The sequence below is a fragment of the Streptomyces sp. NPDC002209 genome (assembly GCF_042890265.1).
GTDB lineage: Bacteria > Actinomycetota > Actinomycetes > Streptomycetales > Streptomycetaceae > Streptomyces.
In genome coordinates, this window is record NZ_JBIARX010000003.1 from 436,434 (window position 1) to 461,916 (window position 25,483).

At 72.8% G+C, this 25,483-nt stretch carries 22 protein-coding genes; 11 read left to right on the plus strand and 11 right to left on the minus strand.

Annotation, left to right across the window (positions count from 1 at the left end):
- Positions 1–111 precede the first annotated feature (111 nt).
- The 3 genes from dapF to miaA form a co-directional block, all read right to left on the minus strand.
- Positions 112–987: a diaminopimelate epimerase gene (dapF, locus tag ACFYXK_RS09235; protein ID WP_383509562.1), complete on the minus strand. Its 876-nt coding sequence runs from the start codon at positions 985–987 to the stop codon at positions 112–114.
- Between the two features lie 67 nt (positions 988–1,054).
- Complete coding sequence (locus tag ACFYXK_RS09240) at positions 1,055–1,591, minus strand: hypothetical protein (RefSeq protein WP_389410513.1); 537 nt, start codon at positions 1,589–1,591, stop codon at positions 1,055–1,057.
- A 131-nt stretch (positions 1,592–1,722) separates the two neighbouring features.
- Positions 1,723–2,661 carry a tRNA (adenosine(37)-N6)-dimethylallyltransferase MiaA gene (gene miaA / locus ACFYXK_RS09245; RefSeq protein ID WP_389410514.1) on the minus strand — a complete coding sequence of 313 codons (939 nt, stop codon included), beginning with the start codon at positions 2,659–2,661 and terminating at the stop codon, positions 1,723–1,725.
- A gap of 163 nt (positions 2,662–2,824) precedes the next feature.
- Between miaA and ACFYXK_RS09250 the strand changes: the two genes are divergently transcribed.
- Both ACFYXK_RS09250 and ACFYXK_RS09255 read left to right on the plus strand, forming a co-directional pair.
- Positions 2,825–3,055 carry a gliding motility protein gene (locus ACFYXK_RS09250; RefSeq protein ID WP_389410515.1) on the plus strand — a complete coding sequence of 77 codons (231 nt, stop codon included), beginning with the start codon at positions 2,825–2,827 and terminating at the stop codon, positions 3,053–3,055.
- 23 nt (positions 3,056–3,078) lie between these two features.
- Positions 3,079–3,327, plus strand: a complete 249-nt coding sequence (locus tag ACFYXK_RS09255) for an antitoxin (protein WP_389410516.1) — start codon at positions 3,079–3,081, stop codon at positions 3,325–3,327.
- 61 nt (positions 3,328–3,388) lie between these two features.
- Here the strand turns inward: ACFYXK_RS09255 and ACFYXK_RS09260 are convergent, their stop codons facing one another.
- Both ACFYXK_RS09260 and miaB read right to left on the minus strand, forming a co-directional pair.
- The gene (locus ACFYXK_RS09260; protein ID WP_389410517.1) at positions 3,389–4,096 is read right to left on the minus strand and encodes a class III extradiol dioxygenase subunit B-like domain-containing protein; all 708 of its coding nucleotides are present in this window, start codon (positions 4,094–4,096) and stop codon (positions 3,389–3,391) included.
- 95 nt (positions 4,097–4,191) lie between these two features.
- Positions 4,192–5,718: a tRNA (N6-isopentenyl adenosine(37)-C2)-methylthiotransferase MiaB gene (miaB, locus tag ACFYXK_RS09265; protein ID WP_389410518.1), complete on the minus strand. Its 1,527-nt coding sequence runs from the start codon at positions 5,716–5,718 to the stop codon at positions 4,192–4,194.
- 129 nt (positions 5,719–5,847) lie between these two features.
- On the opposite strand from miaB, the gene ACFYXK_RS09270 reads away from it, so the two are divergent.
- Together ACFYXK_RS09270 and ACFYXK_RS09275 are read left to right on the plus strand one after the other, a co-directional pair.
- A complete protein-coding gene (locus ACFYXK_RS09270; protein WP_389410519.1) occupies positions 5,848–6,780 on the plus strand; it encodes a LysR family transcriptional regulator in 933 nt (310 codons plus the stop codon).
- Positions 6,781–6,812: 32 nt separating this feature from the next.
- On the plus strand, positions 6,813–7,808 hold the full coding sequence (locus tag ACFYXK_RS09275) for a TAXI family TRAP transporter solute-binding subunit (RefSeq protein WP_389410520.1): 996 nt from the start codon (positions 6,813–6,815) through the stop codon (positions 7,806–7,808).
- 20 nt (positions 7,809–7,828) lie between these two features.
- Here ACFYXK_RS09275 and ACFYXK_RS09280 read toward each other — a convergent pair whose 3' ends face one another.
- The 3 genes from ACFYXK_RS09280 to ACFYXK_RS09290 are packed head-to-tail and all read right to left on the minus strand — an operon-like array spanning position 7,829 to position 14,173.
- Positions 7,829–8,827 carry an ROK family protein gene (locus ACFYXK_RS09280; RefSeq protein ID WP_389410521.1) on the minus strand — a complete coding sequence of 333 codons (999 nt, stop codon included), beginning with the start codon at positions 8,825–8,827 and terminating at the stop codon, positions 7,829–7,831.
- A gap of 27 nt (positions 8,828–8,854) precedes the next feature.
- A complete protein-coding gene (locus tag ACFYXK_RS09285) occupies positions 8,855–9,925 on the minus strand; it encodes a LacI family DNA-binding transcriptional regulator (protein WP_389410522.1) in 1,071 nt (356 codons plus the stop codon).
- 18 nt (positions 9,926–9,943) lie between these two features.
- Complete coding sequence (locus tag ACFYXK_RS09290) at positions 9,944–14,173, minus strand: NEW3 domain-containing protein (protein ID WP_389410523.1); 4,230 nt, start codon at positions 14,171–14,173, stop codon at positions 9,944–9,946.
- 199 nt (positions 14,174–14,372) lie between these two features.
- Between ACFYXK_RS09290 and ACFYXK_RS09295 the strand changes: the two genes are divergently transcribed.
- A complete protein-coding gene (locus tag ACFYXK_RS09295) occupies positions 14,373–15,638 on the plus strand; it encodes a glycosyl hydrolase (RefSeq protein WP_389410524.1) in 1,266 nt (421 codons plus the stop codon).
- Positions 15,639–15,701: 63 nt separating this feature from the next.
- Positions 15,702–17,921, plus strand: a complete 2,220-nt coding sequence (locus ACFYXK_RS09300; RefSeq protein WP_389410525.1) for an endo-beta-N-acetylglucosaminidase — start codon at positions 15,702–15,704, stop codon at positions 17,919–17,921.
- A 51-nt stretch (positions 17,922–17,972) separates the two neighbouring features.
- Here the strand turns inward: ACFYXK_RS09300 and ACFYXK_RS09305 are convergent, their stop codons facing one another.
- The gene (locus ACFYXK_RS09305) at positions 17,973–19,385 is read right to left on the minus strand and encodes an ATP-binding protein (protein WP_389410526.1); all 1,413 of its coding nucleotides are present in this window, start codon (positions 19,383–19,385) and stop codon (positions 17,973–17,975) included.
- Positions 19,386–19,397: 12 nt separating this feature from the next.
- Positions 19,398–20,102, minus strand: a complete 705-nt coding sequence (locus tag ACFYXK_RS09310) for a response regulator transcription factor (RefSeq protein WP_266663088.1) — start codon at positions 20,100–20,102, stop codon at positions 19,398–19,400.
- A gap of 275 nt (positions 20,103–20,377) precedes the next feature.
- Between ACFYXK_RS09310 and ACFYXK_RS09315 the strand changes: the two genes are divergently transcribed.
- From ACFYXK_RS09315 to ACFYXK_RS09335, 5 genes are all read left to right on the plus strand, one after another.
- A complete protein-coding gene (locus tag ACFYXK_RS09315) occupies positions 20,378–21,163 on the plus strand; it encodes an amino acid ABC transporter ATP-binding protein (RefSeq protein ID WP_383509612.1) in 786 nt (261 codons plus the stop codon).
- A gap of 87 nt (positions 21,164–21,250) precedes the next feature.
- On the plus strand, positions 21,251–22,105 hold the full coding sequence (locus ACFYXK_RS09320; RefSeq protein ID WP_389410527.1) for a glutamate ABC transporter substrate-binding protein: 855 nt from the start codon (positions 21,251–21,253) through the stop codon (positions 22,103–22,105).
- A gap of 83 nt (positions 22,106–22,188) precedes the next feature.
- Complete coding sequence (locus tag ACFYXK_RS09325) at positions 22,189–22,863, plus strand: amino acid ABC transporter permease (RefSeq protein ID WP_389410528.1); 675 nt, start codon at positions 22,189–22,191, stop codon at positions 22,861–22,863.
- Positions 22,860–23,753, plus strand: a complete 894-nt coding sequence (locus ACFYXK_RS09330) for an amino acid ABC transporter permease (RefSeq protein WP_389410529.1) — start codon at positions 22,860–22,862, stop codon at positions 23,751–23,753. Before ACFYXK_RS09325 ends, ACFYXK_RS09330 begins: the two co-directional genes overlap by 4 nt.
- Before the next feature lie 409 nt (positions 23,754–24,162).
- Entirely contained in the window at positions 24,163–24,339 is a 177-nt protein-coding gene (locus ACFYXK_RS09335) for a hypothetical protein (RefSeq protein ID WP_389410530.1), read from the plus strand.
- A gap of 161 nt (positions 24,340–24,500) precedes the next feature.
- Here ACFYXK_RS09335 and ACFYXK_RS09340 read toward each other — a convergent pair whose 3' ends face one another.
- Positions 24,501–24,818, minus strand: coding sequence for a hypothetical protein (locus ACFYXK_RS09340; protein WP_389410531.1), 318 nt, complete (start codon positions 24,816–24,818; stop codon positions 24,501–24,503).
- Between the last annotated feature and the right edge of the window lie 665 nt (positions 24,819–25,483).

Here is a 25,483-nt window from a genome sequence, read left to right on the forward strand (position 1 = left end):
GGTGGGCATGGGGTGAGCCCTCAGGGCCGGTGCCTGATGCTACCGACCCCACCACGTGGCGCAGTCCGCCTCTCGCTCAGCGTGAAACGGATCACCCATTAGAGGGAAGCTTCAGCCGAAAGCCGTTTCGGTGAGCCAGGCCGCGTCGAACTCGCCCGCGGCCACGATGACGGCCGGTCCGGTCATGTCGACCTGCCCGTCGGGGTGTTCGGTGATGAGGAGGGTGCCGCCGGGGAGGTCGACGGTGTACGTGACGGGCTCGCCGGTGACGGCCGGGTCGGCGCCGTCGCGGCGGATGGCCGCCACGGCGACGGCGCAGGCGCCCGTGCCGCAGGAGCGGGTCTCGCCGGAGCCGCGCTCGTGGACGCGCATGGCGACGTGCCGGGGGCCGCGGTCGACGACGAACTCCACGTTGACGCCCGTCGGGTAGACCTCGGCGGGGCTGAACGGGGGCGGGTCGAGCAGCTTTCCGGCGTGGTCCAGGCTGTCGACGAACGCGACGGCGTGCGGGTTCCCCATGTTGACGTTGCGGGCGGGCCAGGCGCGCTCGCCGACCGTCACGGTGGCCTGCTCCTCGGGGAGGACGGCGCGGCCCATGGAGACCGTCACGTCGCCGCTCTTGTCGAGGTGCACCCGCTTGACGCCGCCGCGGGTGGCCACGGCCAGGTCGCCGGGCTCGACGTGGCCGGCGTACTGGAGGTAGCGGGCGAAGACGCGGACGCCGTTGCCGCACATCTCGGCGACGGAGCCGTCGCTGTTGCGGTAGTCCATGAACCACTCGGCCTCGTCGGCCAGGTGCGCCGCCTCGGGGTGCGCGGCGGACCGGACGACGTGCAGCACGCCGTCCGCGCCGATCCCGGCGCGCCGGTCGCAGAGCTTCGCGACGGCGGTCGCGGGCAGCTCGACGGCGTTGTCCGGGTCCGGGACGATCACGAAGTCGTTCTCGGTGCCGTGGCCCTTGAGGAAGGAGAGGCTCGTCTGCGTCACGCGCCCATGGTACCGAGCGGGGCCTTCGGGCAGGTCGGCGGCGTCCGGGCCTGCCTCCGGGCAGGCTCTACCGGAGTCGCGCCACCCGGTACACGGCGAGTGCCACGAGTGCCAGCGCGACCAGCGCGTACAGCGCGGCCATGCGCCAGTCGGGGCGGCGGCTGCTGCCCCGGGGCGGGAGCCCGGGCCAGGTGTAGCCCACGCGGCGCGCGGCCATCATGCCCCAGCCGCCGGCGCAGGAGCTGATCAGGAAGCCGAGCATGGCGACCACGGCTCCGCCGTCGCCGAACTCGAAGGCGAGCGGGAAGGCGAACATCAGGGAGCCGGCCGCGGCCAGCATCACGATGGGGGCGATCTGCCAGATGCGCAGCCGGCGCTGCGGGCGCAGCTCGACCTCGAACTCGGGACCTGCGGCGGCCTCCGCCTCGGCGGTGTCCGGTGCGTCCGGGCCGTCGGGGGTCAGCCGTGCCGGGTCTGCGGGCAGGCCGAGGCCGTCGGGCTCGGGGGAGCCTCCCCCAGCCGCTGCTGGGAGGTGCCCGAGAAGCATCGGGTCCGCTTCCCGTCTCGTCCCGTCCTGCCCGGTGTCGCGAGGGCCGGCCTCCATTGCCACGCGCCCTCCCCACTCGGACTTTGCACGCCGTCGTTCACCGCCGGTGACCGCACCCGCGGAATTTGATGATGGCACGGCTCAGGGCCCCGAACGGGCGCGCGGGGCGTCCCGATGCCATCACGTGATCAGGCTGTGACCGCTCGTTCGACCAACGACTGCGCGAGTCCGACGAGTTCCCCGCGGTCGGCGACGGCGCCGCTGAGCCAGTGCACGCGGGGGTCCCGGCGGAACCAGGAGTCCTGCCGGCGGGCGAACCGCTTGGTGGCGCGGACGGTCTCGGCCCGGGCCTCGTCCTCGGTGCACTCGCCGGCCAGAGCGGCCAGCACCTGCTGGTAGCCGAGCGCCCTGGAAGCGGTGACTCCGTCGCGCAGGCCCCGGGCCTCCAGCGCGCGCACCTCGTCCACGAGCCCGTCCTCCCACATCCGGTCCACGCGCCGGGCGATCCGCTCGTCGAGCTCCGGCCGGGCGACGTCGACGCCGATCTGCACGGTGTCGTAGACCGACTCGTGGCCGGGCAGGTTGGCGGTGAACGGCTTCCCGGTGATCTCGATGACCTCCAGGGCGCGGACGATGCGGCGCCCGTTGCTGGGCAGGATCGCCTGGGCGGCGGCCGGGTCGGCGGCGGCGAGGCGGGCATGGAGGGCGCCGGGGCCGCGCAGCACGACCTCCGCCTCCAGCCGGGCCCGGACCTCCGGGTCGGTGCCGGGGAACTCCATGGCGTCGAGGGCACCGCGGACGTACAGGCCCGATCCGCCGACGAGGACCGGCGTACGGCCCTGGGCGAGCAGCTTGTCGATCTCGGCGCGGGCCAGCCGCTGGTACTCGGCGACGCTCGCGGTCTCCGTGACGTCCCAGATGTCGAGGAGGTGGTGCGGGACTCCGCCGCGCTCCTGCGTCGTCAGCTTGGCGGTGCCGATGTCCATCCCCCGGTACAGCTGCATGGAGTCGGCGTTGACGACTTCGCCGTCGAAACGGCGGGCCAGGGCTACGCCCAGATCGGACTTTCCGGCCGCGGTGGGACCGACGACGGCGATGACCCGCGGGGCGGGGGCTGCATTCCTCACCGCCCCAGTCTCGCAAACGCCACGGCATGTACCCGATCGAGTTACGTGACGGGGTGGTGGCGGGGTCGTTGCCCTGGCGAGGTTCCGCCGGGCGCACGCCCGGCGGAGGCCGGGCCGTACAAGGCGGAACTTCACCCGCACGAGTAACGTTATGGGAGTAGACATGGGCGTTTTTAGTCGGTTTCGCCGCAAGGCCGCGGAAGCGAGTACAGAGGAAGCTGCGGCCGCGACCCTGACGACGGAGTCTGAGGCTGCGGTCACCGAGAACGAGACGGAGACCGGGGCCGAGCCGGCCGGGTCGGAGGCTTCCACGCCGGAGGGCGTGGAGATTCCGAAGCAGCAGTCGGCGGAGAAGGCCGCGGACAGCGAGACCGGCGAAGGCGCCCGTACGTAGCCACCGCCACTGGAAGGTGACCCATGGGCCTGCTGGACACGCTGAAGGCCAAGCTCGCACCGGCGAAGGAAAAGGTCGGCGACCTCGCACAGCAGCACGAGGGCAAGATCGGCCAGAACCTCGACAAGATGGCGCAGGCCGTGGACTCCAAGACCAAGGGCAAGTACCACGGCAAGATCGAGACCGGTACGAGCAAGGCGAAGGATGCCCTGGGCAAGATCGCGCACAAGGACGCCCCCGGCGGGCCGACGCCGCCGGCGGCGGCTTCCTGACGCGGTCAGCGGAAGGGGCGCGGGTTCGGTCGAACCCGCGCCCCTTCCTCGTTCCGCCCGGTCAGGACCAGGCGGCGACGAAGTAGCCGACCCCGTACGGGGCGTCCTCGTACAGCAGCCGCCCGTCGAGGCCCGCGCCCTCCGCGGCCCCGGCCAGCACCTGCCAGGGGGCCCGGCCGGCGGCCTTGAGCTCGTACGCGAGCTCGGCGTCGAGGGCGGCGAGGGCGGCCACGTCGGCGGCGGCGAGGGCGCGGGCCGCGGCGGCGTCGAAGGCGGCGGCGCGGTCGTCGAGGTAGCCGGGGGCCTTCAGGGTGCGGCAGGCGCTGCCGTCGCCCATGACGAGGAGCGCGACGCGCTCCTCGCGCGCGGCGAGTCCGCGGCCGGCCTCCAGGCACCGGGCGGTCTCGAGCGGTTCCCCGACCCCGAGGCCCTCCACGGGCGCCGAGCCCCAGCCTGCGCGGCCGAGCAGCCAGGCGCCGACGGCGAGGGACGGAGGCAGCAGCCGCGGCCCCTCCTCCCCGTCCCCGAGCCGTACGTCGGCCTCGACCCCGAATCCGCGGAAGCTGCCGCGGGCGCCCTGCGGGTAGGGGCCCCGGTGGTCCTGGTCGGCGGCTCCGACGACGACCAGCAGGTCGGGGCGGGAGGCGGCGAGCACCGCGAGCGCGTCGGAGCAGGCGGTACGGGCGTCGCCGAGTTCGGCGGCGGCCCCCGCGGCGACCTCGGGCACGAGGAGCGGCGGGGCGGGGCAGACGGCGGCGGCAACGAGCATGATCCGCAGCCTAGCCCCGCGCGGCCCCCCGTGCGGCCCCGCCGGGCCTTCCGGGTCCCGGGGCCCCGCCCCCGGCCACCGCGGGGAGGCCGCGGTCAGGAAGAGGCGGGCACGGCGCAGCCCGAGGTGGCCACCGGGAGGGGGGCCGGGACGCCCAGGGTGGGGATGCCCAGCATGACGCCCTGGGGCTGCGCCGGCGCCGCGTTGCGCTTCTCCCAGGCGTCGCCCGCCCGGGTACGGCGCACCGACTCCGTCGGGCCCTCCGCCAGGAGGTGGTGCGGGGCCGCGTACGTGATGTCGACGGTCACCACGTCACCGGGACGGACCTCCGCCTCCGGCTTCGTGAAGTGCACCAGGCGGTTGTCGGGGGCCCGCCCGGACAGCCGGTGCGTGGCGCCGTCCTTGCGGCCCTCGCCCTCCGCGACCATGACCTCGAGCGTGCGGCCGACCTGCTTCTTGTTCTCCTCCCAGGAGATCTCCTCCTGCAGGGCGACCAGCCGCATGTAGCGCTCCTGGACGACCTCCTTCGGGATCTGCCCCTCCATGTCGGCCGCCGGGGTCCCGGGGCGCTTGGAGTACTGGAAGGTGAACGCGTTCGCGAAGCGGGCCTCGCGCACGGTGTGCATCGTCTGCTGGAAGTCCTCCTCCGTCTCACCGGGGAAGCCCACGATGATGTCGGTGGAGATCGCGGCGTGCGGGATGGCGGCGCGGACCTTCTCGATGATGCCGAGGAAGCGTTCCTGGCGGTACGAGCGGCGCATCGCGCGCAGGATGGTGTCCGAGCCGGACTGCAGCGGCATGTGCAGCTGCGGCATCACGTTCGGCGTCTCGGCCATCGCCGCGATCACGTCGTCCGTGAAGTCCCGCGGGTGCGGGGAGGTGAAGCGGACCCGCTCCAGGCCCTCGATCTGGCCGCAGGCGCGCAGCAGCTTCGAGAACGCCTCGCGGTCGCCCAGGTCGGAGCCGTAGGCGTTGACGTTCTGGCCGAGCAGGGTGATCTCGGAGACGCCCTCGGCCACCAGGGCCTCCACCTCGGCGAGGATGTCGCCGGGCCGGCGGTCCTCCTCCTTGCCGCGCAGCGCCGGGACGATGCAGAAGGTGCAGGTGTTGTTGCAGCCGACGGAGATCGAGACCCAGGCCGCGTAGGCGGACTCGCGGCGGGTCGGCAGCGTGGAGGGGAACGCCTCCAGCGACTCGGCGATCTCGACCTGCGCCTCCTCCTGGATGCGGGCGCGCTCCAGCAGGACGGGCAGCTTGCCGATGTTGTGCGTGCCGAAGACCACGTCGACCCAGGGGGCCCGCTTGACGATCGTGTCGCGGTCCTTCTGCGCGAGGCAGCCGCCGACGGCGATCTGCATGCCGGGGCGCTTGGTCTTCATCGGGGCGAGCCGGCCGAGGTTGCCGTACAGCTTGTTGTCGGCGTTCTCGCGGACGGCGCAGGTGTTGAACACCACGACGTCGGCGTCACCGTCGGAGCCCTCGGGCGCGCGCGTGTAGCCCGCACCCTCCAGCAGACCGGACAGTCGCTCGGAGTCGTGCACGTTCATCTGGCACCCGTAGGTGCGCACCTCGTATGTTCCCTTGACGTCCACTGCCGTGCTCCGGTCGCTGCTGCTGGTCATGCAACAAGGGTAGGTGGTACCCGGAAGCCCTCCGGCCCCCCGTGCGTCCGGCCCTCGCGCAGGCGGCGTTCGAAGACCTGCGGCCATAACTCCAAGAGCAGGCTCCTCTCGAATCTAGAATCCGTGGTTATGGAACTGGGGCAGCTGCGGTATTTCGTGGCGGTGGTCGAGGAGGGCGGGTTCACCCGGGCCGGGGCCCGCCTGCACGTGTCCCAGCCGGGGGTGAGCGCGCAGGTCGGGCAGTTGGAGCGGGAGCTGGGGCTGCGGCTGCTGGACCGGTCGGGACGGCGGGTGACCCCGACGGAGGCGGGCGAGGCGGTGCTCTCGTACGCGCGGGCCGCGCTGGCGGCGGTGGAGGGCATCCGGCGGACGGCGGACGAGCTCCGCGGCCTGCTGCGGGGGCGGGTGGCGATCGGGCTGATCCCGGGGGCGGCCGGGGCCGTGGTGGGCGGCTCCGACGTGGTCGGGGTGCTCGGGGACTTCCACGACGCGCACCCGCACGTGGAGATCGCCCTGGCCGAGGACACCTCGGAGCGGATGCTGACCGCGCTGCGGCAGGGCGGGCTGGACCTGGCGGTGGTCGGGCTGGGCGGGGAGCCGCCTGCCGGGATCTGCGTACAGGTGGTGATCGACGAACCGCTGGTGGCGGTGGTGCGGTCCGACGACCCCCTCGTACGGGACGCCGCGGACGGCGGGATTCCGCTGGCGGCGCTGCGCGGGCGGGCGCTGATCGGCCTGCCGCGCGGGACCGGGCTGCGCGGGGTGCTGGAGCGGGCCTGCGCGGAGGCGGGGTTCGCGCCGCGGGTGGACTTCGAGGCGGCGGCGCCCGGGGTGCTGGTGCGGCTCGCCGCGCGGGGGCTGGGGGTGGCGGTGGTGCCGGCCGGGGCGGAGCCGGGGGTCGCACCGGGGCTGGTCGCGCTGCGCATCACCGAGCCGGGGCTGCGGGGCCGGGTGGCCCTGGCCTGGCCCGCGGGCGGGCCGGCGGGCCCGGCGGCCCGCAAGCTGCTGGAACGGCTGCGGACCGCGTTCGGCTCCGGCGGCCCGGAACCGGGCCGCCCGTGACAGCGCGGCGGGTCGGTGGCAGGATCGCGGCCATGGCTCACGTACCGCCCCGCATCCGCAGGCGCACCGCCCTGTGGGGGCTGGTGGCCGTACTCGGGGTGCTCGCGCTGCTCGCATGGTGGCTGAAGCCCTTCGGCGAGCCGGAGCTGAAGGGCGGGCTGAGCTTCAGCACGGGCGTCCGCACCGGCGTCTACCACCGCTACGGCCAGCTGCTGGAGCAGGCCCTCGCCCGGGACATGCCCGAGGTGAAGGTGCGGCTGGAGACCAGCCAGGGCTCGCAGGAGAACCTCCAGCGGGTGGCCTCCGGGGAGGCCGATTTCACCATCGCCACGGCTGACGCGGTCTCCAAGTACCGGGCCGACGGGAAGCCTGGCGCGGACCGGCTGCGCGGCGTCGCGCGGCTTTACGACGACTACGTGCAGCTCGTGGTGCCGGCCGGCTCGACGGTGCAGTCGGCGCGGGACCTGAAGGGCAAGCGGGTCGCGATCGGCCAGCCGGGATCCGGGGTGCGGCTGATCTCGGAGCGGCTGCTGACCGCGGCCAAGCTGGACCCGGCGCGGGACATCACCCCGGTGTCCATCGGCATCGACACCATGCCGGCGGAGCTGGAGGCCGGTCGGATCGACGCGTTCTTCTGGTCCGGCGGCCTGCCGACCAACGCCGTGCGCGAGCTGTCGGACCGGTTCGAGATCCGGCTCGTGCAGCTCGGCGACCTGGTGGAGGCGCTCCAGGCGAGCGGCAGCCCGGCGCGCTACTACCGGGCGGCGGTGATGCCCCAGGACGCGTACACCCGGGCCCGGAACACCTCGGCGGTGGCGACGCTGGCCGTACCGAACCTGCTGGTCACCACGGAGGAGAAGGACCCGGAGCTGACCGAGCAGTTCACTCGTACGGTGATCCTCAGCCGCGACCGGATCGGGCACGAGGTGCACGCGGCGCAGCTGGTGGACCTGCGCACGGCGATCTACACGGACCCGCTGGACCTGCACGAAGGGGCCCAGCGGTACTACCGCTCGGTCAAGCCGTAGGGCGGCGGGCCGCGGGGCGCTCAGGCGGCCGGCAGCAGCATCAGCGCCGCGGCAGCCGCGCCGATCAGTCCCGCGTGGGTGCCCAGGGCCGCCGGGACCACCTGCAGGCCCCTGACGAACGACAGCGTCGCGTAGTCGGCCAGGTGGGCGCGGATCGGCGCGAACAGGGTGTCGCCCGACGTGGCGACGCCCCCGCCGATGACCGCGATGTCCGTTTCGACGAGGGTCGCGGTGGCCGCGATGGCGGCGGCCAGCGCGCGGCCCGCACGGTCGAAGGCGGCGACGGCGACGGGGTCCTTGGCCTCGGCGGCCGCGGCCACACCCGCGGCGGTGGCGTCCCCGTCCGGGCTCGCCGGGCTCCAGCCCTGGGCCTTGGCCCACCGGGCGATGGCGGTGCCCGAGGCGATGGACTCCACGCAGCCGTGGCCGCCGCAGACGCACCGCTCACCGTCGAAGGCCACGCTGATGTGGCCGATGTGGCCCGCGTTGCCCGTGGGGCCGGGGTGGAGCTGGTTGTTCAGGATCAGCCCGCCGCCCACCCCGGTGGAGACCACCATGCACAGGGCGTTCGCGTGACCGCGGGCCGCGCCCAGCCAGTGCTCGGCGGCGGTCATCGCCGGCCCGTCACCGGCGAGCACGGCGGGGAGGACCGCACCGTGCCGGGCCAGTTCGGCCTCGATCCGGGCCTGCACCGGGAACTCCCGCCAGGCCCCGATGTTGACCGGGCTCACCGTGCCGCGGGAGGCGTCCACGGGGCCCGCGCTGCCGATCCCGCAGCGGACCGCCGAGGGCCAGAGCGGGGAGGCGGCGAGGTCGGCGACGACCTCGGCGACGGCGGCGAAGACCGCGTCGCCGTCCGCGCCCCGCGGGGTCGGGCGGCGGGTGGTGGCCGTCATCGTGCCGTCGGGGTGCACCAGGGCGCCGGCGATCTTCGTACCGCCGATGTCGATCGCGACCGTCAGGCCGGTGGCCGAGGCGATGGCCCGCGGTGCGGGGAAGGCGGGGTGGGGACTCGTCACGGCAGCGGCTCCAGGAAGGGGTCGGATTCAGTATGCCGTCGGCGGCGGGGCCGTACTCTCCCGGGGCTCCAGGCGTGGCTGCTCGCTCTCGCGGGCCCGTGGCGGGCTCCCTGCGAGCACGGCGAGGAGCTCCTCGGCGGCGAGCCGGCCGAAGCCGGCGGTGTCACGGACGAGCGCGGTGAGCCGCGGGTGCGTGACCCGGCACAGCGCGGAGTCGTCCCAGGCGACCATGGAGATCCGGCCGGGGACCGCCATGCCCAGCTCGGCGGCGACGGCGATGCCGGCCACCGCCATCACGTCGTTGTCGTAGACGAGCGCGGTCGGCGGTTCGGGCTCGGCGAGGACCCGGCGGGTGGCGGCCGCCCCCTCGGCGTCGGAGTAGTCGGTGACCAGCGAGCGCACGTGCTCCGGGCCGAGCCCGCGCGCCTCGGCCTCGGCGCGCAGCGAGGCCATCCGGCGGGCGGTGTGGGCGAGGCCGGGCAGCCCGGCGATGTGGGTGATCCGGCGGTGGCCCAGCCCGTACAGGTGGTCCAGGACCTGGGCCATGGCCCGGGCGTCGTCGGCCCGGACGGAGGACAGGGGGCCGGTTCCGCTTCCGTCGGCCGGGACCGGCGGCAGGGGGCCGGTCCCGCCCGCTGCGCCGATCACGACCGCCGGGAGGCCGAGCTGTGCGAGGAGCTGCGGGCGCGGGTCGTCCGTACGCGGGTCGACGACGAGGACCCCGTCCACGCGCCGCTCGGCCCACCAGCGGCGGTAGACGGCGCACTCGGCGTCGATGCCGTCCACGACCTGGAAGAGCAGGGCGACCCGGCCCGCGGACAGCACCTCCTGGATGCCGGAGACCAGTTGGAGGAAGAAGGATTCGACGCCGAGGGTCTGCGCGGGCCGGGCGAGCACCAGTCCGACGGCGCCGGAGCGTTCGCCGGACAGGGCGCGGGCGGCGCTGTTGGGCTGCCAGCCGAGTTCCTCGGCGACCCTGCGGATCCGGGCGCGGGTGTCCCGGGACACGCCGGGCCGGTCGTTGAGCGCGAAGGACACGGCGCTCTCGGACACCCCGGCCCGGCGGGCGATGTCCTTGATGGTGGGTCTGCGGGCCATGGCCTGCCTGCCTCTTCCTCATCCCTGGGGTACGTCGGGCACGCCGGATACGCGGACGGCGATGGCGGGACCGTACGCGATCCTGCCCTGGCAGGCCGCCTTGACCAGCATCCAGTACGTGCCGGGCACCGCTCCCGGCGGCGGCCGGAGCTCGAACTCCACCTCCGCCGGGCGGTCCGCCGGTACGTGCACCGGCTGTCCGGCGGGACCGGTGAACTGCCAGGTCCCGTACGGGGAGACGGCGTGGGCCCGGCCCGTCAGCAGGCTGCGGATCCCGCTGCCGGCGATCCGGGCCCGTACGAGGGCCCGCCCGCCGGGAGCCACCTCCACCTGCGGATCGGGCGCCTCCACCCACAGCGCAGGGGGATCGTCCGGCTCGCCGGGCACGTCGACGGCGAGGACGTCCTCGAACTCCCCCGCCGGGGTGCTCGCGAGGACGCGGACCAGGTGGGTACCGGGCCGGGCACCGGCCGCGGGGGTCACCGCCAGCGGGACCCGCTCGTACCCGCCGGGCGGCAGTTCGACCGTGCGCCGGGTCCAGGAGGCCTGCCAGCCCTCGGGGGCCCGGACCTCCAGCCCGACCGGGCCGCCCGCGCCTTCGCCGTGCGCCGCGACCGTCACCGCGGCGTCGGCCGGGACACCGGTGCAGGTCACCGCGTACGGGGCGTCGCCCAGTGGCGCCGTTCCCGTGTTGTGGAGCCAGTACCGGCTGAACACCGGCTGGTGCGGCTCGCGTTCGCCCTGCCGCAGCGGCATGCCCGATGCGGTGGGCAGCAGCACGGTCGTGGTCGCCGCGCCGCCGATCCCGGCGGGGAAGGGGCCGACGGGGCGGTCCAGCAGATCCGCCTCGGCGACGGGGTCGGCATGCCAGTGCAGCCGGACCTGCGCGGGGCGGCCGTGGGTCTCGTGCAGCCGGACCGCCAGGGCGCCCGAGCCGTCGGCGGCGCGCTTGACCGCCTCGATCAGGACCCGGTCGGCGGGTTCGACGCCGAGCAGTGAACGGGCGGGCGGCTGCGGGCCGGTGTCCGGCGCGGCGGTCACGGCGGTCAGCGGCTTGTTGAACTCCCGGCCCAGGCGGACCAGATCGGCCTCCCGCCAGTCCCCGGCTCCCGCGGCCAGTGCGTGTTCGAAGACGTGGGTCCAGTGCTGGAGCTGGAAGGAGCTGCCGTCCGGGGCCGTGCGCCGCGGCGGGTCCATCCACTCCCCGGCGGGTCGGCCCGTGCAGGAGCGCATCAGGCTGCCGTGCAGCCGGCCGTCGGTGTCCACGGCGAAGCCGGGCGTCCCCTTGACCAGGATCCCGACGGTCCGGCCGGCGTACGGGGCTTCGGGCGCGGGCGCCCCGGCCGGCGGGGCCGCGGCTTCGAGGCGGCCCGACGCGGCGACGGCCGACGCCGTCTCCCCCGCCGGCCCGGCGATCACCAGGACCGGCAGGTCCCGGATGCCGGTCAGGTCGCAGCCGGGGCTCCAGAGTGCGCGCAGCGCTGCCCGGGCCGGTACCCAGACCTGCGCGTGTTCTCGTACGGCCTGCTCGTACGCGGGACCGGCCGCCGCCAGCACCGCCGCCGTGAAGGTGTTCCGCCCGGGGCCGCCGAGTGCGATCCGGAAGTCCGGGAGGCTGCTGTCGGCGGCCAGGTCGCCCCAGCGCGGGCCGCCCGGCCGGGTCGGCGTGGCGGTGACCCCGCGGCGGGCGAGCGCGACGACCAACTCCCGCAGGCCGTCGGGAGTTCCCGCGTCCGGGAGCACGATGTCACAAGCCCCCACGGCCCGGCCGCCGCCCACCACCACCGGCGCCGAGAGCCCGAACCAGTTCAGGCACGGGCTGTCCAGGGTCCACGGAGCCCGGGTCCGGTCGGCCCCCGCGTCCGCCTCGGGAAACGCGAACCCGCGCCCCACCACCGCGGCCGCCGTCTCCGCGACGGGCAGCGCCCCGGGCACGTCGGCCGGGATGCGCAGCCGCAGCAGCCGGTCGGAGCCGGTGAACTCGTGCACGGTGGTGGTCAGTTCGACCCGGTCGAGGCCGTCCCACAAGGTGGTGGTCCGGGTCCAGCGGACCGGGCCGGTGCGTCCGCAGGCCACGATCCGCGCCCCGAGCGGGCCCCGCTCCACCCGGCAGGAGTCGGCGGGTGCACCGCCCGAGCCGGTGCCCGGCCCCTTGGGCAGCAGGTGCCAGGGCCCCTCCCCGAAGAAGGGGTGCTGGTCGTACTCCTCCTGCACGACGAGCTCGTCCACCTCGCCCGGCGTCAGCAGCTCGTCCCCCGTGCGCCGGTCCAGCAGCCGGGCGAGGCCGCCGCCCCGCGCGGGATCGGCCTCGGCCCGGAAGTACGCGTTCTCGACGGCGAGGCCGGCCGCGGGCTCCCAGCCGCCGGAGACGGCCGACGGGGCGGCGGCGAGCCACCAGGTGCGGTGCCCCAGCGGCGGCACGCCGACGGCCAGGAAGGCCAGCTCCGCCCGGCCGCCGGCCACCGCTTCGAGGTGGACGGCCGCGCCGCGCCCCTCGGCGTCCAGCACGGTGATGCGCCGGGCCTCCTCCACCCCCGCGCCCAGGCCCAGTTCCGCGAGGTCCACCGTCGTACGGACCAGGTCGGTCCGCGTCCAGGACACCGGGTTGTGGACGGTCACGGCGAGCGCGCCCGGCCCGCGCGTGTCGGCCGCCCGGGTCAGCGCGCGCAGGGCCTCCTCCCGTACGGAGGCGGCCAGTTCGTGGGCCTCCCGCCAGGTCGGGAGCAGGTCCAGGTACACCTGGTCGGAGAAAGTCCCGGTGACCGCATCGTGGTGGGCGGCGTGCAGCAGGTGCCGCCAGGCCTTGGCGAGGGTCTGCCCGGGGTAGTCCAGCAGCCCTTCCGCACAGGCCAGCGCGGCGAACGTCTCCGCCTGTTCGAGCAGGTTCTCGGCAGCCCGGTGGGCCTGTTTCACATCGGCGTAGCTGACGTCCTTGCCGGTGTACACCGGGCCCATCTCCCGGGTCACCGGCAGCGGACGCTCCCCGCGGGCGGCCAGTTCGGCGCGGACGGCCTCGAAGTGGGCGCGCGGGCCGGAGTGCTCCATGCGCGGCCAGCAGTAGCGGCGGTTCCAGGCGTGCTGCACGTCCAGGCCCCAGCGGTGCGGCCAGGAGAAGTCGGTGCCCATCGGGATCAGGACGTTGCGCGTCGCGGCGCCGGTCCGCAGCAGTTCGTAGAGCTCGAGCAGCTGTCCGGCGGCGGCCTCGGCGTCCGGGGCCAGGTGGGAGGGCCAGCCGGCCGAGTAGTGCGCGGGCAGGTAGTGCAGCAGCAGCCCCCGGCCGTCGGGCGCGATCCACTCGTACTCGGCGGGCAGCTGCATCGCGGACGGGGCCCGGAGCGTGTCGCCCCAGGTGTCCTGCATCGGTCCCCAGTGGTGGTGCGGGCCGCGGGCGAGGACGGCGGAGTCTAGCCCGGCGCCGGCCATCAGGGAGGGGAAGGACGGGTCGTGGCCGAACACGTCGAGCTGCCAGGCGGTGCGCGGGTCGGCGCCGAGGGTGCCGCGGTGCAGGGCGAGTCCGTGGACGGCGCTGCGGATGGTGCTCTCGGCCGAGGTGAGGTTGGTGGAGGGCTCGTTGTACGTGCCGCCGACGATCTCGAGGCGGCCCTCGGCGATCAAGGCGCGCAGCTCGGCGCGGTCCTCGGGACGGCTGTCCCAGTACGGCTTGAGGTAGTCGACCTCGGAGAGCACGAAGCGGTACGCCGGGTCCTCGCGCGCCTGCTGGAGGTGGAGCGGGATCAGGGTGAAGGCGGGGACGCCGGTGTACTCCCAGCCGTGCTCGGGCTCGCCGGGCCGCAGCGGGGCGTCCCACAGGGCGGTGTACGCCGCCTGCGTGTTCCACCACAGGGGGTCGTAGTGGAAGTGCGGGACGAGCCGGACGGTCCAGCCCGGCTCCGCGACGGCCAGGTCGAACGGCAGCTCGGCGAGCGGCCGCCCGTCGGGGGTGGCGACGCGGGCGGTGGCGGGCAGCACGGCCCCCGGAGCGGCGCCGCCGGTGCGGACGGCGACCTCGACGGCGGACTCCACCGCCGCGCCGGAACCGGCATCGGCGGTGTCCCGGGCGTCGGCGGTGTCGGCGCGCAGGATGCGCGGGTGCGGGGTGATGACCCCGGGGCCGTGGACGGTGACGTACAGCGGGCCGGCCGGACGCTCCCTGCGGATCCGCACGCGGACCACCTGCGCGGGGCACCTCGCAGAACCGGTGAAGAGGGCCGGGGTGGCTACCTCGGTGACCGAAACGCCGCTGTCCATTTCCGCACGCTTTCCTTTGTCAGAACTGAACCCGCCGGAACTAAACCGCATTAGTTCGATCAGCTTGGGAGGGCCGGAGCCCTTCTGTCAACGGGACTGAAGCGCATAAGTTCCCTTCTTGGAGGCCCTGTTGACTTACGACACGACACCCGGCAGGTTGTGCTCACCCGGCGAATTCCCGAGAACTCCAGGACGCCTTGTGCACGACGAATACGCCCCTCGTCCGCTCCGTTTCGGCGCCAACTACACCCCGTCCCGCGGCTGGTTCCACCACTGGCTCGACTTCGACCTCGACGAGGTCAGGGCCGACCTCGACTCGATCGCCGCGCTCGGCCTGGACCACGTACGGGTCTTCCCGCTGTGGCCGGTGTTCCAGCCGAACCGGACGCTCATCCGGCCGCGCGCCGTCGAACAGCTCGTCGCGCTCGCCGACGCGGCTGCCGAGCGCGGGCTCGACGTCGGCGTGGACGGTCTGCAAGGACACTTGTCGAGCTTCGACTTCCTGCCCGCGTGGACCGGGACCTGGCACCGGCGGAACATCTTCACCGACCCGGACGTCGTCGCCGCACAGGAGGAGTACCTGCGCACGCTGGCCGCGGCCCTCGCCGACCGGCCCAATTTCCTCGGCATGACCGTCGGCAACGAGATCAACCAGTTCTCCGACGCCCCGCACCCGGACCCGGACCGGATCAGCCGCGAGCAGGCCGGCCGCTGGCTGGAGCGGATGCTCGCGGCCTGCGAGGAGGGCGCCCCGGGCCGGTTCCACCTGCACGCCGAGTACGACGCCGCGTGGTACCAGGACGGGCACCCCTTCACGGTCGCGCAGGCAGCCCGGCTGGGCGCGGCCACGGCCGTGCACTCGTGGGTGTTCAACGGCACCGCGCAGCGCCACGGCCGGACCGGGACGGCCACCGAGCACCACGCCGCCTACCTGGTCGAGCTGTCGAAGGCCTGGGCGCTCGATCCGCACCGGCCGGTGTGGCTCCAGGAGGTCGGGGCGCCCGCACCGCTCGTCCCGGCGGAGCACGCGGCCGCGTTCACCGAGGCCACCGTGGCGAACGTGCTGGACTGCCCGGACCTGTGGGGCGTGACCTGGTGGTGCTCGCACGACGTGTCCCGGGAGCTCGCGGACTTCCCGGAACTGGAGTACGGGCTCGGCCTGCTCACCAACGACCGCAGGACCAAGCCGGCCGGCGCCGCCGTCGCCCGGATCGCCGCGCAGTGGCGGGACCGGGAGCACCGTCCGGCCGTCCGTTCCACGGCGCTGGCCGTGGACGTCGGCGGGGCGGAGGCCGCGCCGAGGCGGTCGGTGTGCGCCCCGGGCGGGGCCTTCTTCGAGGCCTGGGCCGCGCTGACGGCCCAGGGGGTCCGCCCTGCGGTGGTCCTGGCGGAGAACGCCGGGGACCCCGCCCATCTGTCCGCGCGCGGCATCACCGAGGTGCTGCGCGTGCACGACGTCACGTGACGAGCACCGCCGCACCCGTCACCCGTCACCTGCCACCTGTCCCCCGTCACCGAGGAGCCCCGCATGTCCGAGACCGGCAACGGCGCCGACCCTCGCACCGCCCGTTCCCTCCGTACGGCACCTCCGGCACCTCCGGCACCTCCCGCGCCTCCGATCCGTCCTGCCCGTACGGCGCCGCCGACCCGGCGCGGGGTGCTCGCCGCCGGAGCCGGGGCGGGGGCCGCCGCGCTGCTCGGCGCGCCCGGCGCGGCCGGCACGGCCCGGGCCGCAGCGACCGCCCCGGGCGCTCGGGCCGACGCCACACCGCCCCCGGCCGACCTGGCCCCGTACGCCTCGTACTGGTTCCCCGACTCGCTCCCCCAGGGCTCCCCCGGCCCGGGCATCACCTGGCGCTCGCTGATGCAGTGGACCCCCGAATCCGATCCGGACCTCGCGTACAACACCGCGACCGTGCCGCTCGCGCCCCGCTTCACCCCGGTGCCCCCGAACGCGGGCGCCCGCGGCGGCCAGGCTCGGATCTCCTCGCTCGTCTCCTTCGGGCCCACCGCCCAGAACCCCTCCCAGGGCTCCGCGACCGCCGACTACTACGCGCTGACGCACTGGGCGTACCTCGACGAACTGGTGTTCTGGGGCGGCTCCTCCGGCGAGGGCATCGTGCTCGCCCCGAACGCGCCCGTGGTCGACGCGGCCCACCGCAACGGAGTCCCGGTGCTGGGCAACGTCTTCCTGCCGCCCGTCGCGTACGGCGGCGACCTCCGGTGGACGCGGGACCTGGTGCAGCAGGACGCCCTCGGCCGGTTCCCCCTCGCCGAGAAGCTCGTCCAGGTGGCACGCACGTACGGGTTCGACGGCTGGTTCGTGAACGCCGAGACCGACGGCGGGGACAGCTCGCTCGCGACCCGGATGCGGGAGTTCCTGCGCGCCCTGCGGGCGGCCGGCGCCCCGCACGGCCTGCGGATCACCTGGTACGACGCCATGAACAGCACCGGCCGGGTCGGCTGGCAGGGCGCGCTCAACCAGCTCAACCAGGAGTTCTTCGAGGACCGGGCGGGCCGGGTCGCGGACACGGTGTTCGTCGATTTCCGCTGGACGCAGCAGACCCTGGCCGCCTCCGGTGCGCTCGCCGACCGGCTGGGCCGCTCCCGCCACGAGCTGTGGGCGGCGCTCGACATGGAGTCGGACGGCTGGAACTCCACCGTCCGTTGGGATGCGATCATCCCGCGCGACCGCGACCACGTCGTCAGCATCGGCTTCTACCGGCCCGAGTGGACGCGCAACCACCTCACCGACCGCTCCCCCGGCGCCTTCCACCGCGCCGACGACCGGTTCTGGACGGGAGAGTCCCTGGACCCGGCGCACCCCGCGCCCGAGGGCACCTGGCGGGCGCCTGCCACCGCCGTCGCGGACCGGTCCACCGTCACCGCCCTGCCCTTCGCCTGCGCCTTCAACACCGGGCACGGGGAGCGCTGGTACGAGGACGGCAAGGTCACCTCCGACACCCCCTGGAACCACCTCGGCCTCCAGGACCGGCTCCCGGGCCGCCGCTGGGCCGTGCAGAGCACCGGGCAGCGCCCGGCCGTCACGCTGGACTTCGCGAAGGCCTGGCGCGGCGGCTCCAGCCTCCTCGTGGCGGGCAGACTCACCGCCCCGGCCGCGGTCGGGCTGCACTCGACCAGGCTGCCGCTGTCCGGCTCCACCGTGCTGGAGCTGGTGCACGCCACCGAGGCGGGCGCGCTCACCGTCGAGGTGGGCGTGGCCACGCGCGAGCCGGCCGCTCCGGGCGAGCCCGTCCCGTACACCTGGCTGAAGACCCGGGCGTCGGGCAGCTCCGGCCAGGGCGGCTGGCGCACCTCCCGGGTCGCGCTCTCGTCGCTGGCGGGCCGGACCGCGTACGGGCTGGCCGTACGGATCACGGCCCGCGGGAACACGGCGGTGGCCTGGCGGCTCGGCGCCCTGTCGGTAGGCGACGACACCGCGCGGCGGCGCCCGGCGTCTCCGAGTGCGCTGACCGTGGACGCCCGGACCCAGCAGGACGGCAGGGCCTCCGTCCGACTGTCCTGGCGCCGGGCAGCCGGGCCGGTCCGCCACTACGAGCTGTACCGCCTGCTCCCGGACGGCACCCGCCGCTTCCTCGGCGGCACCTGCGGCACGGCCCTCCACCTCCCGGCCGTCACCCGCGCCGGCCGGGAGCGGGCGGCCGCCTTCGAGGTCCGGGCCGTGGACGAGCTGTACGCGGCCTCCGCCCCGGCCGGCACCACCCTTCCGTGGGCCGGATCCGCCTGACCGCCCCGGCCCGTGCAGCGGCAGCGGCAGCGGCAGCGGCAGCGGCAGCGGTCAGATCGTGTGCGGATCGCTGCGCGGGACGGCCACCGTCACCCGCAGCCCGTGCGGCGGGTTCGTCTCGTACGAGAGGGACCCGCCGCCCGCGGCGAGCAGGGCCCGGGAGATCGACAGACCGAGCCCGGAGCCCTTGATGTTCTGGTGGCGGCCGCTGCGCCAGAACCGGTCGCCGACGCGGAGCAGCTCCTCGTCGGTGAGGCCGGGACCGCGGTCGGCGACGACGACGTGCACGACGGGCCCGGCCGCGGAGACGGACACCTCGACCTCTTCCCCCGCAGGGGTGAACTTGAGGGCGTTGTCGATGACGGCGTCGAGCGCGCTGGAGAGCGCGACGGGGTCGGCCCAGCCCGTGACGGCGGCCCGGCCCGTCTCGGTGAGCCGTACGCCCTTCTCCTCGGCGAACGGACGCCAGGCGGTCACCCGTTCGGCGGTCAGCGCCGCGATGTCGGTCAGGCTGAGCTCGGCGGAGGTGTGCTCGGCCAGCGCCAGGTCCAGCAGGTCGTCGAGGACCTGGGTCAGGCGCTTGCCCTCGGTCCGCACGGAGGCGATCTCCTCGTTGCCCTCGGGCAGTTCGAGGGCGAGCAGCTCGATCCGCAGGAGCAGCGCCGCGAGCGGGTTGCGCAGCTGGTGGGAGGCGTCGGCGACGAACGCCCGCTGCTGCTCCAGGACCTCTTCCACGTTGTCGGCCATCTCGTTGAACGAGTGCGCCAGGCGTTGGAGTTCCGGGGGCCCGCCGGCCGCCGCGACCCGGGAGTTCATCCGCCCGGTGGCGATGCCGTGGGCGGCCGCGTCCAGGGTCCGTACGGGCTTGAGCACCCAGCTGGTGAGCCGCAGGGCGGCGCCGAAGGCCACCAGCATGGCGGCGGCGAGCCCGGCGACGATCAGCAGCCAGCCGTTCAGGATCCGGGCCCGCATCTGGTCGGTGGGCGACTCGGTGACGACGACCGCGACGACGTCGCCGTCGAGGACGACCGGGGAGGCGACGAGGAGTTTGCCGTGGGTCTGCCAGGGCCACACCTGGGCGGGGTCGTGGCTGCGCCGCCCGGCGAGGGCCTCCTGGAAGGCGCGGCGGCCCTCGCCCTCCTCCGGGAGCTGCCACCAGCCGGGGGCGCGGGCCATGGCGTTGTCGTCGCGCAGGAAGATGCCGACGCGGATGCCGTACAGCTGCTGGTAGCGGGCCAGTTCCAGCTGGAGGGTCTCCAGGCGTTCGGTGGCGCCCGTGGATCCCGATCCCTCGGCGTCGATGACGAACTGGGCGAGGGCGGCGAAGCGGGCGCTGTCGTCGATCCGGTCGACGACCACGCGCTGCTGCTGGCCGGCGGCCAGGCTCACGGCGAGCGGGAAGCCGAGGGCGAGCAGCACGCCCGCCATGAGGACGACGAGCAGCGGGAGCAGCCGGGCGCGCACGACGGACCCCCGCTAGGAGGCGGCCGGGGTGACGAGCCGGTAGCCCACCCCGCGGACGGTCTCGATGAGGGCGGGCATGCGCAGCTTGGAGCGCAGCGAGGCGACGTGGACCTCGAGGGTCCGGCCGGTCCCCTCCCAGCTGGTGCGCCACACCTCGCTGATGATCTGCTCGCGGCGGAAGACGACCCCGGGCCGCTGCGCGAGCAGGGCCAGCAGGTCGAACTCCTTGCGGGTGAGCGGTACGTCGGTGCCGTCCACGCTGACTCGCCGGGTGGGCAGCTCGATGCTGACCGGGCCGAGCCGGACCACGTCGAGGGCGCCCGTCCCGGTGGCGGCGGCCTCCTCGGAGGCACCGGTGCGCCGGGCGACGGCGTGGATGCGTGCGAGGAGTTCACCGGTGTCGTACGGCTTGACGACGTAGTCGTCGGCACCCATGTTGAGGCCGTGGATGCGGGAGCGGACGTCGGCGCGCGCGGTCACCATGATGACGGGCGTCGCGGTGCGCTTGCGGATCTTGCCGCACACCTCGTAGCCGTCCTGGTCGGGCAGGCCGAGGTCCAGGAGGACGACGCCGAAGGGCGGCGCTCCGGCGGGCAGCAGGGCCTGCAGGGCCTCCTCGCCGCTGCGGGCGTGGGTCACCTGGAAGCCGTGCCGGGCGAGGATCGCGGACAGGGCGGCGGCGACGTGGTCGTCGTCCTCGACGAGCAGCAGTCTCATTGCGTCCCCCTTTCCTGTTTTCTTCTGATCAGGGCCCGCGGTCAGGGCCACCCTGCATCCACGCCGATGGAGAGGCCCACGTCAAGGGGGTTCCGGTCCGGCGCGTCTTCCGTTATGCACCCGGTACGGGCAAACGGGCCCGGCTGCCGTGGTGCGCACGGAGCGTATCGGAGCGAGGCCGTTTCGTTATGCTCAATTCTCCCTCAGATGTGATGACGGTGTGCGCGCCACGTCACTACTGTCCTCCCAACCGAGGAGGACGGAGCAAGTTGCCGATGAGCGGAGTATCAGTGACCAAGGACGTGCAGGATGCGGCCGGGGCCGCGGACGACCTGGTCGTACTGAGCAACGTCAACAAGCACTTCGGCGCGCTGCACGTGCTTCAGGACATCGATCTGAGCATTGCCCGCGGTGAGGTCGTCGTGGTGATCGGTCCCTCGGGATCGGGCAAGTCCACGCTGTGCCGGACCATCAACCGGCTGGAGACGATCGACTCGGGCACGATCACGGTCGACGGCAAGGAACTGCCCTCGGAGGGACGGGAGCTGGCCCGACTGCGTGCCGATGTGGGCATGGTCTTCCAGTCCTTCAACCTGTTCGCCCACAAGACGGTGCTGCAGAACGTGATGCTGGGTCAGCTCAAGGTCCGCAAGACGGAGCAGGCAGCGGCGCTCGAGAAGGCGAAGTCGCTGCTGGACCGGGTGGGCGTCGGCTCGCAGGCCGACAAGTACCCGGCGCAGCTCTCCGGCGGCCAGCAGCAGCGCGTGGCGATCGCCCGCGCGCTGGCGATGGACCCGAAGGTCATGCTGTTCGACGAGCCGACCTCGGCGCTCGACCCGGAAATGATCAACGAGGTGCTGGAGGTCATGCAGCAGCTCGCCCGGGAGGGCATGACGATGGTGGTCGTCACGCACGAGATGGGCTTCGCCCGCTCTGCGGCCAATCGGGTCGTCTTCATGGCCGACGGAAAGATCGTCGAAGAGGCCGCGCCCGAGCAGTTCTTCAGCAACCCGCGCAGTGACCGCGCCAAGGACTTCCTTTCGAAGATCCTGCACCACTGACGGTCTCGTCTGGTAGTGATCCCCTGGCGGCTCAGAGCACACGTGTCGCTCGTCGTCCAACAACGTCTCATCCGAGGGAAGTTCACCATGAAGGTTTTCAAGGCCGGTGCGGCTGCCGCCGTGGCCGCAGTCCTCGCTCTGACCGCGACCGCCTGCGGCGGCAGCAGCGACAAGGCTGCCGGTGACGGCGGTGCGTCCGGTGGCGCCAAGAACGACAAGATCGTCATCGGCATCAAGTTCGACCAGCCGGGTCTGGGCCTCAAGACCCCGGACGGCAAGTTCGCCGGCTTCGACGTGGACGTGGCGACCTACGTGGCCAAGGAGCTCGGCTACCAGCCCGACCAGATCGAGTTCAAGCAGGCCGTCAGCGCCGAGCGCGAGAACATGCTCGCCAACGGTGACGTGAAGCTCGTCGTCGCGACCTACACGATCAACGACAAGCGCAAGGCGAAGGTCGACTTCGCCGGCCCGTACTTCAAGGCCCACCAGGACCTGCTGGTCCGCGCCGACGACACCTCGATCACCAAGGTCGAGGACCTCAACAAGAAGAACCTCTGCTCCGTTGCCGGCTCCACCTCGGCGCAGAACGTAAAGACCAAGCTGGCCCCCGAGGCCGACCTGCGAGAGTACCCGGGCTACTCCGAGTGCCTGACCGGCCTGGAGAACAAGGCCGTGGACGCGCTGACCACGGACGACTCGATCCTGGCCGGCTACGCGGCGCAGGAGAAGAACAAGGGCAAGTTCAAGCTGGTCGGTCTGAAGCTCAGCGACGAGCCGTATGGCATCGGCCTGAAGAAGGGCGACAAGGACCTCCAGACCAAGGTCAACGCCGCTCTCAAGAAGATGGTCGAGGACGGCTCCTGGCAGAAGGCCGTGGACAAGAACCTCGGCCCGGCCAACTACAAGGCCGAGCCGGCCCCGCAGGTCACCGAAGGCAGCTGATTCATCGGTGAGGGGAGTCGCCGCCCGCCTGCCGCGGGCGGCGGCACACCTCACCGGCCATCCTGGGGAGAGCGCAGGGCAACGTGTTCGACTTTCTTAATTCCGGGCAGTACGACGTGCTCGGAGCCTTCTGGGTGACGGTTCAGCTCACCCTCTACTCGGCGGCCGGCTCCCTGATCTGGGGCCTGATGCTGGCCGGGATGCGGGTCAGTCCGGTCCCTCTGATGCGGACCTTCGGCACCGCGTACGTCAACATCGTGCGCAACACGCCTCTGACCCTGCTGATCCTCGGCTGCTCGCTGGGCCTGGACCAGACCCTGGGCATCAGTCTCAACGGCGGGTCCTCCAAGGAGATCGGCTTCCGCCTCGCGGTCCTGGGACTGATCGCCTACACGGGTACCTTCGTCTGCGAGGCGATCCGCTCGGGCATCAACACGGTCCCCGTGGGCCAGGCCGAGGCCGCCCGCGCGCTGGGTCTCAGCTTCTTCCAGGTGCTCACCCTGATCGTGCTCCCCCAGGCCTTCCGGGCGGTCATTGCCCCGCTCACCAACGTATTGATCGCCCTCACGAAGAACACCACGGTGGCGGCGACCATCGGCGTGGCCGAGGCGGCCCTGCTGATGAAGGAAATGCTTGAGAACGAGGCGGACGCGCTCTTCGCGGTGTTCGCAGTCTTCGCTCTCGGCTTCGTCCTGCTGACCCTGCCCACCGGCCTGCTGCTGGGCTGGGTGGCCAAGCGACTGGCGGTGAAGCGATGACCTCCGTTCTGTACGACACCCCCGGCCCCAAGGCCAAGGTCCGCAACTGGATTTACACCGGCGTTTTCGCGGTACTCGTGGCTCTGGCCCTGTGGTGGATCCTGGACCGCATGGCCGAGAAGAACCAGCTCGCGGCCGACAAGTGGTCCCCGTTCATCACCGACAGCCAAATCTGGACGACGTTCCTGTTGCCCGGCCTCGGTGAAACCCTCAAAGCCGGCCTGATCGCCATGGTGATCGCACTTCCTCTGGGTGCGCTCCTGGGCATCGCCCGGCTCTCCGACCACGTGTGGGTGCGCGTCCCGGTCGGCGCGGTCGTGGAATTCTTCCGCGCCATCCCGGTCCTGATGCTGATGATCTTCAGCTCCGCCCTCTACGTCATGCTCGGCACCGTCAGCTCGGATCTGCGGCCGCTGTACGCGGTGGTCACCGGTCTCGTCCTGTACAACGCCTCGGTCATCGCCGAGATCGTCCGGGCCGGCATCCTGTCGCTGCCGCGTGGCCAGACCGACGCGGCCAAGGCGATCGGTATGCGCAAGGGCCAGATCATGACGAACGTCCTGGTCCCACAAGCCGTGACGGCCATGCTGCCGGCGCTCGTCAGCCAGCTCGTGGTGATCCTCAAGGACACGGCGCTCGGCGGCGCTGTCCTGGGCTTCGCCGACCTGATGTCGATGAACCGGCAGATCTCCGCCAACTACAGCAACACCATCGCGACGATGGTCGTGATCGCCCTGATCTACATCGCGGTGAACTTCGCGCTCACCACCTTCGCCTCCTGGATCGAAGGGCGGCTGCGGAAGTCGAAGAAGGGCACCGGCGCGGTCGTCGCCGGGGACGTGGCCGAGGTCGACGCGGGCGGCGCGGCCGGCGTGGGCAAGGCCCCCTGACCGCAAAACCCTGAGGGCCGGTCAGCACATTGACGCACACCTGTGGTGCGGCGGAAGTCATCCGCCGCACCACACCGCGTTGGCACGCTGCTCCGTCTGGTCACCGACAGTGAGGTGGTCTTCCTGGAGCAGGACGGCGGCACTCCTGCGCACCGATGTAGAGTTCGTGCCTCGTTGCCAACGCGAGGTGGCCTCCCTCGATGCGGAAGTGACCGCTCGTGATGAACGCGCTGCCGCCTCAGTCGCCCCCCCCCGCTTCCGACCATCACCCGTCAGCGGGTGGGGACCTCCAAGCCCCCCGTTACCGTTTTCATGTCTTCGCAATGGGGCCTTCGGGGCCGGCATGACTTCCCCCCTGCACCGAGGCGGCCGTGTTGATCGACCCGAGCCTCGCCGGAACCTTGCCGCCGTGCTCGACCAGCGGAAGCTGCTGGCGGAGCGGATCGAGGACTCCCTTCCCGAAACGTCAGATGTCCAGGCTCGGCGCCTCGACGTGGATCGAGAAACGCGGGCGCCCACGACAGCGGGCGTCGCTGCCGCCCTGGTGGCGCCTGGGCAAATGAAAGAAGAGGCCGCCGATCAATGATCGGCGGCCTCTTCTGTGATCGGTGAGGCTGGTAGCGCGGGTGAAGAACCGCACACATGGTCGGCCAGGCCGTCAGGAACCGACCGGCCGTGCGTCCGTGCGGTGAGCAGCCGCGCGACCACCCGCCCAGGCCAACGGGACTCGGCGGGTGGCTTGGCCTACTAGTAGGACCTGGTCCAGAAAGAGCCGCCCACGACAGTGGTCATCGGCGGGCAGAAAGCGAAGGACAGATTATTGCTGCTCCAAGACCCCGAATCGCGCTCGATGATCGCGTCGCCGCTCCAGGGCGCGCACTTGGCGGTCGCCTTCCACCTGCCGCCATTGCCACTGTCGCAGTAGGCTGCCCAACCATTACCGTCGGAAGCCTTGAAGCTCGTGCACCCCTCCGGCCAGCCCGTGGCGGCCGCGGTGGCCGTACCCTGGAGTCCGATTCCCGCCATCGCCGTGGCGGCGAGCAGAGCAACAAACGCCTTCTTCATTTCAGCTGATCCTCTCTCGGTCTATTCGGCAGCACTCAGGTGTTATTGCGGGGTGACGAATCAATTCCCGCAGAACTTGCCCGGTAGGATCCCTGGCAGTACGCGACGGAGGTCCCAAACTGCTTCCACGGCCCGTAGAACCACTCCACCCTCCCCGTCTCCCCGTCCTTGCATACGGCCAGCGCCCGGTAGGAGCCACCGTTGTGGCTGCTACACCAGGCGACCGCTCCCCAGTCTCCGGGAGCCTCATAGTGGCACCCTCCCGGGTGCGCCTGAGCGGCAGCCGATGCCGTGGTCGCGGCTCCGAGCGAGAAGATACCGGCCAGCAGCAGTCCGGCCGCCGGCGCGGCGGCAGCACGAAGGCGAGTTCTCTTCAGCAATTCTCCACCCACTTCCTCAATGACTGACGCTTTAAGCATCAGCCAAAAGCCCACGGGGATTACCGACATCGATCTCAATGCCACACTCCCCCTTCTGCGCGGAGGACACTTTCCACCCCCTGCACATCCATGACAATTCCATGCCCACCAAGACCAGGTCAACCGAATACCGACCTTTTTGAGGTTCGCTTGAGAATCGAAAATGAAAGGACTAATTCCGGCAATCCAAAGGCCGATAATTGCCGCACATTTACAGCCTCCACTGTCTGATACCGCATGGTTCTG